This window comes from Myxococcus sp. NMCA1 (genome assembly GCF_026810205.1).
Taxonomy (GTDB): Bacteria; Myxococcota; Myxococcia; order Myxococcales; family Myxococcaceae; genus Myxococcus; species Myxococcus xanthus_A.
In genome coordinates this window covers 7,642,860-7,656,546 of record NZ_CP113950.1, presented here as the reverse complement: position 1 = coordinate 7,656,546, position 13,687 = coordinate 7,642,860, and the positions used below count along the sequence as shown (strand labels likewise).

The 13,687-nt window shown below is 70.6% G+C and carries 14 protein-coding genes; 3 read left to right on the top strand and 11 right to left on the bottom strand.

Going from position 1 to position 13,687, the window contains the following annotated elements; all coding sequences use genetic code 11:
* The 4 genes from OZ403_RS31660 to OZ403_RS31645 form a co-directional block, all read right to left on the bottom strand.
* Positions 1–324, bottom strand: a complete 324-nt coding sequence (locus tag OZ403_RS31660) for an ATP-dependent Clp protease adaptor ClpS (protein ID WP_011555974.1) — start codon at positions 322–324, stop codon at positions 1–3.
* Positions 325–364: 40 nt separating this feature from the next.
* Positions 365–1,525 carry a GNAT family N-acetyltransferase gene (locus tag OZ403_RS31655; RefSeq protein WP_268782496.1) on the bottom strand — a complete coding sequence of 387 codons (1,161 nt, stop codon included), beginning with the start codon at positions 1,523–1,525 and terminating at the stop codon, positions 365–367.
* 67 nt (positions 1,526–1,592) lie between these two features.
* Positions 1,593–2,033 (bottom strand): hypothetical protein, encoded by a 441-nt coding sequence (locus OZ403_RS31650; protein ID WP_174258945.1) that lies wholly within the window; start codon positions 2,031–2,033, stop codon positions 1,593–1,595.
* A gap of 27 nt (positions 2,034–2,060) precedes the next feature.
* Complete coding sequence (locus OZ403_RS31645; protein WP_140799809.1) at positions 2,061–2,597, bottom strand: DUF2378 family protein; 537 nt, start codon at positions 2,595–2,597, stop codon at positions 2,061–2,063.
* Between the two features lie 156 nt (positions 2,598–2,753).
* Here OZ403_RS31645 and OZ403_RS31640 point away from each other — a divergent pair, with 156 nt between their 5' ends.
* Entirely contained in the window at positions 2,754–3,320 is a 567-nt protein-coding gene (locus OZ403_RS31640) for a NifU family protein (RefSeq protein WP_140795003.1), read from the top strand.
* Positions 3,230–4,252 (top strand): class I SAM-dependent methyltransferase, encoded by a 1,023-nt coding sequence (locus OZ403_RS31635; protein ID WP_442929648.1) that lies wholly within the window; start codon positions 3,230–3,232, stop codon positions 4,250–4,252. The genes OZ403_RS31640 and OZ403_RS31635 overlap by 91 nt, the downstream gene beginning before the upstream one ends.
* 846 nt (positions 4,253–5,098) lie before the next feature.
* On the opposite strand, the gene OZ403_RS31630 is transcribed toward OZ403_RS31635, so the two are convergent.
* The 4 genes from OZ403_RS31630 to OZ403_RS31615 form a co-directional block, all read right to left on the bottom strand.
* Complete coding sequence (locus OZ403_RS31630) at positions 5,099–6,778, bottom strand: RluA family pseudouridine synthase (protein WP_268782495.1); 1,680 nt, start codon at positions 6,776–6,778, stop codon at positions 5,099–5,101.
* Positions 6,779–6,787: 9 nt separating this feature from the next.
* Positions 6,788–6,949: a hypothetical protein gene (locus OZ403_RS31625; protein WP_268782494.1), complete on the bottom strand. Its 162-nt coding sequence runs from the start codon at positions 6,947–6,949 to the stop codon at positions 6,788–6,790.
* Between the two features lie 314 nt (positions 6,950–7,263).
* Positions 7,264–8,415 (bottom strand): THUMP domain-containing class I SAM-dependent RNA methyltransferase, encoded by a 1,152-nt coding sequence (locus OZ403_RS31620; protein ID WP_268782493.1) that lies wholly within the window; start codon positions 8,413–8,415, stop codon positions 7,264–7,266.
* A 34-nt stretch (positions 8,416–8,449) separates the two neighbouring features.
* Positions 8,450–9,202 carry a lysophospholipid acyltransferase family protein gene (locus OZ403_RS31615; RefSeq protein WP_268782492.1) on the bottom strand — a complete coding sequence of 251 codons (753 nt, stop codon included), beginning with the start codon at positions 9,200–9,202 and terminating at the stop codon, positions 8,450–8,452.
* Between the two features lie 223 nt (positions 9,203–9,425).
* Here OZ403_RS31615 and OZ403_RS31610 point away from each other — a divergent pair, with 223 nt between their 5' ends.
* Positions 9,426–10,316 (top strand): oxidoreductase, encoded by an 891-nt coding sequence (locus tag OZ403_RS31610; protein WP_268782491.1) that lies wholly within the window; start codon positions 9,426–9,428, stop codon positions 10,314–10,316.
* On the opposite strand, the gene OZ403_RS31605 is transcribed toward OZ403_RS31610, so the two are convergent.
* The 3 genes from OZ403_RS31605 to OZ403_RS31595 all read right to left on the bottom strand — a co-directional run bounded on the left by OZ403_RS31605 (position 10,294) and on the right by OZ403_RS31595 (position 13,623).
* On the bottom strand, positions 10,294–11,922 hold the full coding sequence (locus OZ403_RS31605) for a sensor histidine kinase (protein ID WP_268782490.1): 1,629 nt from the start codon (positions 11,920–11,922) through the stop codon (positions 10,294–10,296). The genes OZ403_RS31610 and OZ403_RS31605 overlap by 23 nt on opposite strands.
* 239 nt (positions 11,923–12,161) lie before the next feature.
* On the bottom strand, positions 12,162–13,232 hold the full coding sequence (locus OZ403_RS31600; RefSeq protein ID WP_237079919.1) for a TIGR02266 family protein: 1,071 nt from the start codon (positions 13,230–13,232) through the stop codon (positions 12,162–12,164).
* 16 nt (positions 13,233–13,248) lie between these two features.
* Positions 13,249–13,623 carry a response regulator gene (locus tag OZ403_RS31595; RefSeq protein WP_002635842.1) on the bottom strand — a complete coding sequence of 125 codons (375 nt, stop codon included), beginning with the start codon at positions 13,621–13,623 and terminating at the stop codon, positions 13,249–13,251.
* Positions 13,624–13,687: the final 64 nt, after the last annotated feature.

Here is a 13,687-nt window from a genome sequence, read left to right as displayed (position 1 = left end):
TCAACCTTCCTCGGGTTCCATGGAGAGTCGCAGCGGCATGTCGTTCTCCTGCGCCGCGGCCTCCACCGTCTGAATCTTCGTTTCGGCGACGTCGTACGTATAAACGCCGGCCACCCCGACACCGTTGTAATGAACGTGCAGCATGATCTGCACGGCATCCGTCTCCGACTTGTGGAAGACCTCCTTGAGCACCGCCACGACGAACTCCCGGGTCGTGTAGTTGTCGTTGTGCAGGAGCACCTTGTAGAGCGGCGGTTTCTTGAGCTTCTGCTTGGGGGCGGACTCCGTGATGACGGAGGTGTCGTGCTCATGCTTCTGCGCCATAAGTCGTTCGGACTCCCTTTGCTGAACGGGCGGGGGATTTTCAGTCCCCCTCCTTGAAACCAGTCTCCGCCCGCCACTGGGGCAGGCCTCCTTCGACGGCTGCCCGCTCGTGGGCCAGGAAGCCGCGCACGGCCCTGTCCATGCCCGGGTGGAGGAGCAGGTGCGCACTGTACGTGAGGTGCGGCTCGAATCCCCGGGTGAGCTTGTGCTCTCCCCCCGCGCCCGGCTCGAAGCGCTCCAGCCCGGAGGTGATGCCCTCCGAGACGGGGTGGTACAGGCAGACGTTGAAGTGAAGGAAGGGGTGCTCCTCGAAGCAGCCCCAGTAACGGCCATACAGAACGTTGGCACCGGTGAAGTTGAACGCACCGGCCACCAGTCGGCCTTCCCGGCGGGCCTCCACCCACTCGCAGCGGTGCTGGAAGCGGGCGAGCACGCGAGCGAAGAAGTCCGGGGTGAGGAAGCGCTGGCCCCACGGGTACTTGTCCACCGTGGTGGCGTACAGGCGGTAGACGGTGTCCGCGTCCACGTCCGCCAGCGCGTCCCCGCGCAGGGTGCGGACCTCGATGCCGCGCTCGGTCAGGGCGCGCAGCTCCCGGCGGAGCTGGTTGCGGCGCTTGGCGTGGAAGCGGGCGAGGAAGTCCTCCAGCGTCCGGTAGCCCTGGTTGCGCCAGTGATACTGCACGCCCAGCCGCACGGCGAAGCCCTGGGCCTCCAGGACGGGCAGCTCCTCCTCGGTGGAGAAGAGGACGTGGATGCCGGACAGGCGCTCGGCCCGGGCGAACTCCTGGGCGGCGGCGTACAGCTCCGCCTCGCGCGCGGCGCGGTCCTCGCCCGGGGCCACCAGCACGCGGCGCCCCGTGGCGGGGGTGAAGGGGACGGCGAGCACGAGCTTCGGGTAGTAGCGCAGGCCCGCGCGCTCGGCGGCGGTGGCCCAGGGGCTGTCGAAGACGAACTCCCCGTCGCTGTCGTCCTTGAGATAGGCGGGCGCGGCGGCCACCAGACGCGAGCCGCGCCAGAGCGTCAGGTGCCGGGGGTGCCAGCCCCGCGCCGGCACCGCGCAGCCGCTCTCCTCCAGCGTGGTGAGGAAGGTCCACTCCAGGAACGGCGTGGCCCGGGCGTCCACCAGCGCATCCCACGTGGCACGGGGGACGTCGGTGAGGGAGCGCAGGATGCGCAGCGTGGTGGGGAGCGGTGTCGACATCGTCGGAGCCTGGGCCAGGGCGAGCCTATAACGATGCGTACCCGCTGCTGCCACGACTGTCCGGGCGCTACTTCCCGCGAGTCAGCTCCGCGGCGAGGAAGCGTCCGGCTTCCGCCAGTCCTTCCTCCCCCCGGCGGCGTCCCTCGTCCGATTCCATGACCCGCCGCGCGGCGTCACCCGCGGTGCCCACCTCCAGGTCCACCAGGATGAAGAACGCGCTGAGCGCCGGACCCACGGGGGCGATGCGTCCCGGCCGCAGGGGCCGCTCACTCAAGGTGGCGGCCACCTTCTCCACCAGCCCGTCGTCGGTGAGCCGCTTCGCCTTGCCGCGCATGGCGGTCCACGCGACATCCAGCAGCGTGGGCAGCATCCGTCCGGAGAGCGCGCTGGACAGCCGCTGCGCTGCTTCTTCCTCGTCGATGTGGTGGGCCTGCGCGTAGGTGGGGACGAGCTTCGCCACCACCACGGCGCGGGTGGCGAGATGGGCGAGTCTGGGCGGGTAGGACACGCGGGGCTCCAGGGTGGGGCTGGCGGGCTACCAGCGCACGAACAGACGGTACCCCCCGCTGCTGCGCTCCTCCACGGAGATTCGAGGCCGGGCGTTGGCCATCTCCAACATTCCCTCCAGGCCCCCCGCCATCAGCTCGGGCCGGTTGTAGCGGTCCGACAGGGAGAGGCGGCGGCCGCGCTCGCCTTCGGAGGACATCGAGACGTCCACATCCGAGCGGCCCATCATCGCCAGGTAGCGAGGCACCCGCTCCAGAGCCCGCGCAGGCCCAATCATGGGCAGGGCCACTGCGGCCACGCGGCCTACCAGCGTCTGCGCGAAGCCGAAGACGCCCTGGCGGCCCAGCTGCCGGTAGGCGTCCTCGTCACCGAGCTCCGAGTAGCGCTCCCGCCGTGCCAGGGCCACTGCCCGCTGCCAGAGAGAAATGGGGTAGTCCAACTCCGGCTTTCGGCTGTCGTACCCCAGCGCCTCCAGTTCCTGGGCCAGCCGGCCCTCGGCCTGGAGACCCCGCACGAACAACCCCTCGAACACGCTGGCGGGCACGCGGGGCGGTGGCGGGGGCATGCCCCCAGTCTACGCAAAATCCACTGCGAGTTCATATTTTTCTGGGATTACCGGTTGGTGCCGGAGCGAAGGGGGGGCGAGGGGCGATTGCCAGCCCGCGAGCCGGGTTGCTATGGGGCCGCGAGCGCCTTAGAGGAGTCGTCCAAGGAGATTTGAATGTCGGTGAACATCCAGCTCGAGTGGACCCCAAACCCCAGCACGCTGAAGTACGTGGTGGACCGGCGGTTGTTGGCGGGCGGGGCGGTGAACTTCACGAACCCCGAGGAGGCCCAGGCGAAGTCCCCGCTGGCGCGCAAGCTGATGGACGTGCGCGGCGTCACGGCGGTGATGATTGGCACCAACTTCGTGACGGTGACGAAGGGGGAAGAGGGCGAGTGGGACGAACTCAATGACGAGGTCATGTCCACGCTGGACACCCACCTGACGGCGAATGAGCCGGTGGTGGACGAGGCGGCGCTGGCGGCGGCCCGCGAGGCGGCGGGACAGGCCGGTGGTGGCACGGTGGAAGGGCGCATCCAGGACATCCTGGACAGCGAAATCCGCCCGGCGGTGGCCATGGACGGTGGTGACATCACCCTGGACCGCTTCGAGGACGGCATCGTCTACCTGCACATGAAGGGCTCGTGCGCGGGATGCCCGTCGTCCACGGCGACGCTGAAGATGGGCATCGAGGGTCGCCTGCGGGAAATGATTCCCGAGGTCCTCGAGGTGGTGTCCGTCTGAGGCGCAACGTCAAAGCCTCGCAGGTCCGGCGGGAGCTGCTGCCGGACCAGTCCCCCGCGCTGCTGCGCGAGCTGCACCTGCTCACGCGCGAGGGGCACCTCAACGCGGACGCGCTGCGCAAGCTCAAGCAGGTGAACCACCTGATGGGCCTGCTGCGTCCCGCCGTGGAGGATGTCCAGGCGCGCCACCCGAACGCGGTGATGGTGGACGCGGGCAGTGGCAACGCCTACCTGGGCTTCGTCCTCTACGAGCTGTTCCTCAAGGGCGCCGCCAGCGGCACGCTGCTGTCCATCGAAGGCCGGCCGGACCTGACGGAGCGGGCCCAGGGCCGCGCTCAACGGCTGGGCTTCACGCGGATGCAGTTCCAGACGGCGCACATCGATACGGCGCAGTACCCGGAGCGCATCCATCTGCTGATGGCGCTGCACGCGTGTGACACGGCCACGGATGATGCGCTCGTCGCGGCCATCCGCCATGGCGCGGACCACGTGGCGGTGGTGCCGTGCTGCCAGGCGGAGGTGTCCGCGCAGCTCAAGGAGAAGCGCCCCGTCGTGGCCAGCAGCGGTAGCATGTCGCTGCTGTACGCGCATGCGTGGCACCGGCGCGAGTTCGGCTCGCACCTGACGAACGTCATCCGCGCGCTGACGCTGGAGGCTTTCGGCTACCAGGTGACGGTGACGGAGCTGACGGGCTGGGAGCACTCGCTGAAGAACGAGCTGATTCTGGGGCGCCGCGTACACCGGGAGAACCGGCGCGCGCGCATGCAGCTGGAGCGGTTGTTGGCGGAGACCGGGGTGAATCCCAAGCTGACGCGTGAGCTGGGCGTGAAGCCGGCGGTGTCGGCCGTGGTGGAGACTGTCTCCGCGCCGGAGCCGGATGCCTCCGAAGATGCCTCCGCGCCGGAGGTGTCTTCTTCCACTTCAGAGGCGTGAGCCGCCCTGCGTCGCGGGCGTACGCCCGGCCTGGATTGGCAGCGCATGAGGGGCTTGGCATCGTCATGCGCGCGCCTCGCGCCTGGACGGGCGGGGCGCGTGTTCGCGGTGCCAAGCCGGAAGAGGCTCCCATGCGCAACAGGAAGGGCGTGTCTGTCGCGTTGCTGTTCCTGGCGGTTGCGGGTGTCACCCTGACCTCGCAGCGTGAGGCCGTGGATGCGGCCATGGGAGGCGACCCTCTCTGTGTCGCCTCCGCGTCCGCGGAGCGCGCGGCATCGAGGCCGCTCGAGGCGTGTCCCTCGTTCTGTGGGCCGGACCGCGTGGCCTGTCTCACGGCCTGCAATGGCGATGCGGCCTGTCGCGGCGCCAGGCCCCGCACATCGCCACCTGTGGTGTCCAGGTGCGCGGCCCGGGATGAATGCGGGCGCCTGTAATAGCGATGCGGCCTGGCACCTCGCTGGTCAGGCCCCATACAGCGCCAGTTGTGGCTTCTCGGAGCGGGGCTCACGCCGAAAGCGGCGCTTGTAATGGCGACGCGGCTTGTCGCGGCGCTGGTCAGGACGCATGCCGTGCCTGCTGCGGTTGCCAGGTGCTGGTCTTCGCGCTGATAGCGGGGGCCCCACCGGGGCAGTGACAGGGACGCACGCCTCATTGAAGTCACCGCCTTTGAGGGGGGCGTCCCCAGGGAGGGGCTCTGCTCCGCGTGCCCGGGAACGGTGGATGCGCAGAGGGGGCGTCGCGTTCGAACAGCGAGGTCGGGACCTCTCACCCAGGGCCCGCGTCGATGGTGCTCCGGGCGTCGCGGCGCCCTCGTGCGGCGCAGGCTGGCGGTCGAGATACGCGAGGTCAGAAGGGCGCCGGCCGCTCCAGCGTGATGCGCTGTCCCGTGACAGGGTGCTGGAACGACAGGGCCTCCGCATGCAGATGCAATCGGGGACCCGGGTGGCCATAGAGGCGGTCGCCAACGATGGGCGCGCCAAGGCCGAGCGGATGGGCCGCGTGAACGCGCAACTGGTGCGTCCTCCCGGTGAGCGGAAAGAGGGCCACCTTCGTGCGGCCGTGGCTGCGTTCAAGCACGTGCCACTCCGTCACCGCGGGCTTGCCGTGCACGGGGTCATGAATCTGCCGGGGCCGGTCGTCCAGGTCCACGCGCATGGGAAAGTCGATGGTGCCGCGCTCGCCCCGGACGTTTCCTTCGACCCATGCGACGTAGCGCTTGTGCACCTCGCGCCCGGCGAACTGGCGTTGCAAGGCCGCGTAGGTGCGCGCGTCCTTCGCCGCGACGAGCAGCCCCGACGTGTCCAGGTCGAGCCGGTGCGCGGGCATCGTCCCCGTCGCTTCCGGAGATCGCGCGCGCAGCCGGGCCAGCACGGAGTCCTCCACCGAGACGTCCTTCGCGGGCACGGAGAGCAGGCCCTCCGGCTTGTCCACCACCACGAGCCATTCGTCCTCGAAGACGATGTCCAGCCCTCGTGACGGCAGCACGGGCACCGCGAAGGGCCGGGGCGCGGAGACAGGGAGACCGTCCAGCATGTACGGCAGCAGCGGCCCGCACTTGTCCTTGCAAGCGGGGTAGTACGCGCCGGCGGCCCGGCCTCCCGCGGGAGGAGGAGCACCCCACCAGAACTCGGCGAGCGCGAGCGGACGGAAGCCCTGGCTGAGGGCATGTGCCAGGAGCTTGGGCCCGGCGCAGTCCGCCGCGCCCGATGGGGGCTCGCCTCTGGCGTAGAGGCCGCGCAGGTGACGGTGTTCTCCTCGTGCATTGGGCACCACGTAGGTGTCGTGCAGGCGCTTCATCAGCGCACGGCAGACGATGCGCCGCAGTCGCGCCATGGCGCGAAGCCGCCGCTCCATGCGGGCCCGCTGGGGCGCGAGCGCCCGCTGCGCCTCGTCGTGTTCCGCCTCCAGTCTCCGCAATTCCGCCTTGTCCCCCCGGCTTTCCTGGTCGAGCGCATGCAGTGCCGCTCGCTTCGCCTCCTCACTCAGCGAGTCAGAGGCCATGACGTCCGTGCGCCTCGCATGGCGCTGCTTCTTCCGAGCGTCGTGTGTAGCGCGCAGCGCCGCGCGGGCCTCGGTCTGGCGTGCTTGCAGCGCGTCGTGCGCGGTCAGGACGGCGGCACGCTCGGGGGACTGGCGGAAGGACGCCTCACGGGCCATCAGGCGCTTCACCAGGGCGTCGCCCGCGGGTTCCAGTCGCTCGCGCTCGTCACGGGCGAAGAGGGGAGGCACGAATCCGGGGAGGTCCCATCGGCCAGCAAGCATGCCCGAGAAGGCGCGGAGGAATCCGACACGTCCGTCAGGCGCCTGGACCACGAGGATGCCGAACATCTTTCCACCCTCGGACGTGTCGAGGCACGAGGCCGCAAGTCCAGGCGCGAGATGGCCTTCCCGGAGTTCCCCCTGGAGCCATTCCGCCGCCCGGCGCGCCAGCGCGTGGGGCGCGCCCTCGTCGAAGGGGTTTGGGAATTGCCCGGGGAGTTCGTCCGCGAGGGGCTTCGGCTCGAAGGGCGTGAACCAGGTTTCCACATGCCCGCGTTACCACGGCACGGCGGCACGGCGCATCCGGACGGCCGTCTTCATGGGGGGGCCGGCGCGGGTGCCGTCTCGCTCGGCTGTCTCGGCCGCGAAGCCGGCGCGCATCGGCGCATCCAGGTCCTTGCCGTGGAGGAAGACCTCGAACGCATCGCAGTGGAGCACGTCCCGGGGCGCGCCGTACTTCGCCGTGATGGCATCCGGAGCCAGTCCTTGGGTGATGATGAAGGTGTGGTCCGAGTTCCCGCCGCGTCGTTCCAGGTACCAGTCCAGGTTGTTGCCGGTTCGGGTGCCTCGCCGCTCACGGTGGCGTATTTGCCGGGGCCCTGTGGCCTGGCCTCTTCCTGGAGGCCAGGGGGCCGCGCGTTCAGGTCAGCGCACCTCGTTCCGAGGTGGCAGCGGCTCCGAGCCTCGTGCCGCTCGCGCCGATGCAGCAGCGGCTCGGGGCTCGCATCCCTCACGCCGCGGCGGCCGGGGCCTCACGTCACCCCCGGTCCTGACAGCAGCAGCCGGCACCGCAGCCCGCCGTTTCGCACTGGAAGGCTCGTCGCCCCCGCCAGTCCCAGCGCCTTCATCAGCGGCGCCTCATCCGGAAGGATGACCGCCGCGCGCCACCCCGCGAAGCCCTGGCGCAGCGTGTTCCCCAGCGCCCGGTACAGCGCGGGCAGGTCTTCGGCTTCGCCCACGCGCTTGCCATAGGGCGGATTCACCACCACCAACCCCGGGCCTTCCACGGGCGCCTTCAGCGTCCGCGCGTCCTGCCGCTCCAGCGTGAGCGTCACCCCCGCGCGCCGGGCATTGCGCCGCGCCGTCCCCAGCGAGCCCGCGTTGATGTCGTAGCCATGAATCGCCGCCCCTGGCACGGGCAGGGCGTCCGCCTCCGCGCGCGCCTTGCGCCCAGCCCAGGTCTGAGCATCGAAGGAGGGGAAGGATTCAAAGGCAAAGGCGCGCAGCAGTCCTGGCGCCCGGCGCATGGCCATCCACGCGGCCTCCACCAGGAAGGTGCCCGAGCCGCACATCGGGTCCACCAGGGGTTGCGTGCCGTCGTAGCCCGCCAGCCGGAGGATGCCCGCCGCCAGCGTCTCGCGCAGGGGCGCGCGGCTCACCTCCTGGCGGTAGCCCCGGCGGTGCAGCGCATCCCCGCTGGTGTCGGCGCTCACGGTGAACGCGTCGCCATCCACCCGCACCAGCAACGTCAGGCCGGGGCCTCCGCCCTCTTCATCGAGCGGCCCCGCGCGCTCCACCGAGGGCACGTTCCACGCATACGCCGCCGCGGAGAACACCACGTCGGGTCCTGGCACGCGGGAGCGGTTCAGGCTCACCGACAGCTTCGGTGGCGAGCGGCCATCCCAGACGTGAGACAGGTCCAACTCGGCCAGCCGGTCGGAAAGGGTGTCGGAGTCTCCCGCGCGGAAGTGGCCCACGCGCAGCAGCACCCGGCTGGCGCAGCGAAGGCGCAGGTTGGCGTCCTGGTGCAGGCCGGCCGGGCCCTCCAGCTCCACGCCGCCGTCCACGCGGCGGGGCTTCCAGCCCAGCGCGGAGGCTTCTGCCTCCAGGGCGGGCTCCAGGCCGGGGAGGGTGGAGACAAAGAGCTGTTCGTCGGTGCGGGCGCGTGTCACGGGAGCGTCCATTGTCCGCGTCCCGGCGCGCGCCGCAATGCTTCATTCAGGGCGCGGGGGCGGAAGGCCGCTCCCAGTCCGGGGCCGGAGCCGCGGGAGCGGGGGGAGCCGCGTAGAAGCCGCGGTACTCGGGCGGCAGCAGCTCCGCCACCCGGCGCATCATCGCATCCACCAGGGCCTGGCGCGGGTCCTCGGCGCCCGCTACCTCGGCCTCCAGCGCCTCCACGCGGAAGGGCGGGCCGAAGCGCACGAAGACGTCGGCGTTGAAGAGCCGCTCGCCGCCCATGTCCGAGTCGTTGATGGGCATCAGCTTCTCCGTGCCCTGCAACGCCACTGGCACCACGGGCACGCCCGCGCGCTTCGCAATCAGCGACAGTCCCTTCTTCGCCTGGGTGAGGGTGCCCGTGCGGCTGCGCGCGCCTTCCGGGAAGATGAGCACCGACTTGCCGGCCTTGATGGTCTCCAGCGCCCGCCGCATCGCCTCGATGTCGGGCGAGTTGGGCTTGATGGCGATGGTCTCCATCGTCTCCGCCGCCAGGCGCGTCATCACCGTGCTCTTCAGCTTCACTCCGGCCAGGAAGACGACCTTGCGCGGCCGGAAGGCCCGGTCCAGCGTGAAGCCGTCCGCGTTGGACAGGTGGTTGCAGAGAAAGAGGCAGGGTTGGTCCGGGATGTTCTCCCGCCCCAGGACCTTCTCGTTCGCCAGGGTGTCCCAGACGCCGTCCATCAGGGCGCGGACCACCTGCTGGCGGGCGCCTTCTGGCAGCTTCGACATCAGGAAGAAGAGAATGCGCAGCACGTATCGGTCGCCTCTAGCTCAGGGGGGCAGTCGTCCCAGGCCCTCAACGCTCCACCCGCAGATGTAGTTCCGGCAAGTGTCGCGCGTCAGCACCCCTCCTGTCCCGGCGCCTCGCCTGCCGGGCGGGCCGTCGTACAGCCAACGCTCATGTGGGACTGGGGGGCGGGACGGTTTTTCCTTCCCCTCTTCCCACCCTCCATGCGGGTTGGCTATGGGAGGGCGCATGAGTCTGGTCGAAGCCCGCGCGTCGCGCGCCAGGAAGCCCGTGGAATACGAGGTCACCGTCGACCACGTGCGGATGGACACGCACGACACGGCGACGCTGTTCCTGGATTTCGGCGGAGTCCCGCTGGATTACAAGGCCGGGCAGTTCCTCAACATCGACCCGCACCAGTTCCCTGCAGTGGGCCGCCTGTCGGCCTACCTCCAGGAGCAGAAGGGGCGGAAGGAGCCGCAGCGTTCCTACTCGCTCGCCTCCGCGCCGCACGAGCCGCTGGTGGCCATCACCGTGAAGGACGAGGAGTTCATCCCCGGCCTCACCCGCTATCCGCCGCTCTTGTCGCCCTACCTCGTGCATGGCCGGCTCACCGGCGCGCGGATGAAGGTGATGGCCTTCATGGGGCCCTACGTGCTGCCGGAGGACGTGGAGGAGCGCACCGGGCACGTCGTCCACCTGGTGGCCGGTTCCGGCGCGGTGCCCAACTTCGCCATCCTCAAGGACGCGCTCCACCGGGGGCTGAAGCTGCGCCACACCTTCCTCTTCTCCAACAAGACGTGGGGGGACGTGCTGTACGGCGAAGAGCTGGCCGCCCTGGAGCGCCAGCACCCGGACCGCGTGCGCGTGGTGCACACGCTCACCCGTGAGACGGACGAGTCGCGCTTCGGCGCCGCCGTGCGGAAGGGCCGCATCCACCAGTCCCTGCTGGAGGAGCTGATTCAGGACCGGGACACGTGCCTGGTGTACGCCTGCGGCCCGGCGATTACGCCGTGGGACCGGCGCAAGGCGCTGGAGACGCGCACGCCCTCCACGCCGCGTTTCATGGAGACGGTGCTGGGCCACCTCCACGCGCTGGGCATCGAGGACAAGCGCATCAAACGGGAGACATACGGCTAGGCGCTCGCGGCAGCCACAGCTCGAAGCGAGCACCGCCGCGAGGCCGGCTGCTGGCGCGCACGCTGCCCTCGTGTGCCAGCACCACGCGCCGGACAATGGCCAGCCCCAGCCCCCGTCCATTGGCGCGGGTGAGGAAGAAGGGCTGGAAGACGCGCTGCGGGTCCACGTCGGGAATGCCGGGCCCTTCGTCCTCCACCACCAGGCGCACGCCGCCGTCCGCGGGCTCCACCGTCATGCGCACCTTGCCGCCCGCGGGTGAGGCCTGCACGGCGTTGCGCACCAGGTGCGTCACCGCCAGCTGGAGCAGCGTCTCGTCACCTTCGAGTGGAGGCGTCTCCGCGGCCTCGTCCACGTTGAAGCGCAGCGTGGGGGCGTCCGGCGGGCCATGCATCTGCCCCAGCGCGCGGCGCACCAGCTCGCCCAACTGCACGGGGCGGGGGCGCGGCTCCAACGGGCGCACCACGTCCAGCAGGTCCCGGACGATGTCCTCCAGCCGGATGGCCTCCTCCTCCAGCATGCCCACCGCGGCCTGGCCCGTGGGCCCCAGGTGGGCCTCGCGGCGCAGCACCGCCACGGCGTTGAGGATGGCGCCCAGGGGATTGCGCACCTCGTGGGCCACGACGCCCGCGGCCTCGCCCAGCACCTCCAGCCGCTCGCGCGCCACCAGCTCGTCCTGGAGCCGGGACACCTCCTCCAGCCGCACCGCGGACGTCTGGTGATGGCGCACGTTCTCCAGCGCGCCGCCCACCAGCTGCGCGAACAGCTCCAGGGTGCTGGCGCCCGCGGGGGTGAGGGCGGGACCCTGCACGGAGAGCACGCCGAACGGATGCCCGTCCACGAGGATGGGCGCGTCCAGCCCGCGCATGTCTGGCGGATGCAGCTGGCACACGGGGCTCCCCCCGTGGGTGGAAGACGGGAAGCGCGCCACGCCAAGCATGTCGTGGTGGAAGGCCGCCTTGCGCCGCTCGAGCACCTCCAGGAAGTGCGGCAGCGCGGCATTCGGAATGCGCACGTCCGCCAGGGGCATGCCGTAGAGCTGCTCGGCCTCGGCGACGATGAAGGGGTTCTGCCGCAGGGGCCCGTACCGGAAGGCGTCGCCGTCCACGTGGATGACGGACACGGAGAAGCCCTGGCGGTAGATGGCGTCCACGGCCGTCTCCAGCACCGACCGCTCGTCGCGGCAGCGCAGCATCGTCGCGGCGGCCGCCACCAACGCCTCCGAGAGGCGCCGCACGGAGTCCTCCGCTTCCGCCTCCAGCAGCACCACCACCAGCTCGTCCGGGTGCGCTCCGGGCGCATGCCTCAGGGCCAGCGTGCGCTGGGGGCCCCTCGCCGGCTGCACGCGCACCCACACGGGCCCTTCGGGCAGCGGCCCACCCCGGACGAGGGATTCGTACAGCGGCTCCACCCAGCCGCGCTCCGCGGGGACGAAGCGGCGGATGCTTTCGGAGAGTGACAGGGCTTCCAGCTCCGCCGCCGGAACGCCCAGCAGGGTAGCGAGCGCCGCGTTGACCCGTAGCACCTGCTCACCGCGGATGAGGGCGGTGGGGAGGGGCATCGCTTCGAGCAGCCGGTATTCGGCGGAGGCGGTGGACACGGCGGTCATCCTCTGGGTCCACCGCCCCGTCCGCAAGGGAACTTCAGCGGAGCCGGCGGCGGCGGACGCAATGGGTTTTCCCGCACCCCGTATGGAAGGGCGAGGGGCAACACTCGGAGGGCACGACGATGAACTTCATGAACCTGATGGACCGCGATGACCTGGAGCTGAAGGCTGTCATGGCCGTGATGGCGGCCTTCGTGATGACGGGCGCCGTCTTCCTGGGACAGATGCTGTAGCGCCTGGCCTCAGGGCTTCTTTTTCAGGTCCTTTGCGCGAGCCAGATACTTCTGAACGAATTCCTTCTCCTCCGGGCGAAGGTGGCTCAGACGCAACCCGTAGCCGCGCGGGTTCTTTCCGTCCTCCAGCGAGTTCTCCCAGATGACGGAGCTGCGGAGCGTCAGCACCCGGGACGGCTCATCGAAGCGCAAGGTGAGCTCCACCAGCGTCCCCAGCCGCAGCGGCTTGTCCGTGGCGATGAACAGTCCGCCCGATGACAGGTTGATGATGCGGTGGTCGGTGAAGATGCCCGCGTTCTGCAGCGTCACCTTCACGTCCGCGTGGATGCGGTCGTCCGAACGCCGCTCCAGGCCGACGAACTCCGCGCTGGAATAGGTGGGCGCCGCCGCGGCCCGGCGCATGGCCGGGGCGGGCGGTGGAGGCGCGGACGGCGGCGGAGCGGGCGGCGGCGGGGCAATGGGTGCCCGCGCCATCACCGGCGCGGCCTGCACGGGGCGCGGCGGGGGCGCGGCGGACACGACGGGCGCGCGCACCGCCGCGGGGGCCGCGTGCACCACCGGCGGGGGCCGGGGCGGCGCGGCCGGCACGACGGGCGGCGGAGGGCGGGGGGCCTGCGCCGCCTGCGTCCAGGTGGCCTCCGCGTCGCGCATGCGGCGCGACAGGAAGTCGAAGATCTCCGCCGACACCTTCTTCAGCTCCGGGTGCGTGTCCGGGGATACGTGGTCCGGCGTGAAGCGCTTGGCCATGCGGAAGTAGGCCAGACGCAGCTCGTCCAGGTTGGCGGTGGGCTTGAGGCCGAAGACTTCGTGGGCCGGCAGGCTCTGCATGGCGCGCATCTGCGCGCGCAGGCGCTCGGCTTGCTGCAGCTCCAGGGAGGGCGAGGGCCGCGCGCTGGCGAACAAGTCGCTCAGCTCGGGCAGCTCCGGCAGGGCGACCCAGTTCGTCCCATCCCGCGAGGCGCGCACCGCGGCCTTCAAGCGTCCGGAGGAAATCAGTTCCCGGAGGGCCTGGAGCGCCAGGGGCCCCAGCACACGTCCGAGATTGTCCGCGACCCAGTAACCGACAGCAGAAGACGACACGCAGACACCCCTGGGGTCAGTGAGCCAGCGCCTGGCGCACTGCCGAGGCGATCTCGAGCGGATGGAAGGGCTTGCCCACGAAGCCCACGGCGCCTGCCGCCATGGCCTGCTCCACGACGGGCTCCGCGTCCATGCTGCTGATGACCAACACACGCGTGGTGGGCGACACCGTCTTGATGGCGCCCAGGACCTCCAGTCCACTCTTCTTCGGCATGAACAGGTCCAGGAACATCACCGCGGGCTTCTCCCGCGCGGCCACGGCCAGGCCTTCCTCGCCGTCCGCGGCCTCGAGCAGCCGCAGCTCGATGCCCGTGTCGGCGATGACGTCCTTGAGGATACGGCGCACGAAACTGTCGTCATCGACGAGCAGCAGGGTCGGGGTGTCGGACATGGCCCTGGATGATACTTGGACCGCGCAACATCCGCGCGGGGACATGGCACGCCTGCCCGCCTTT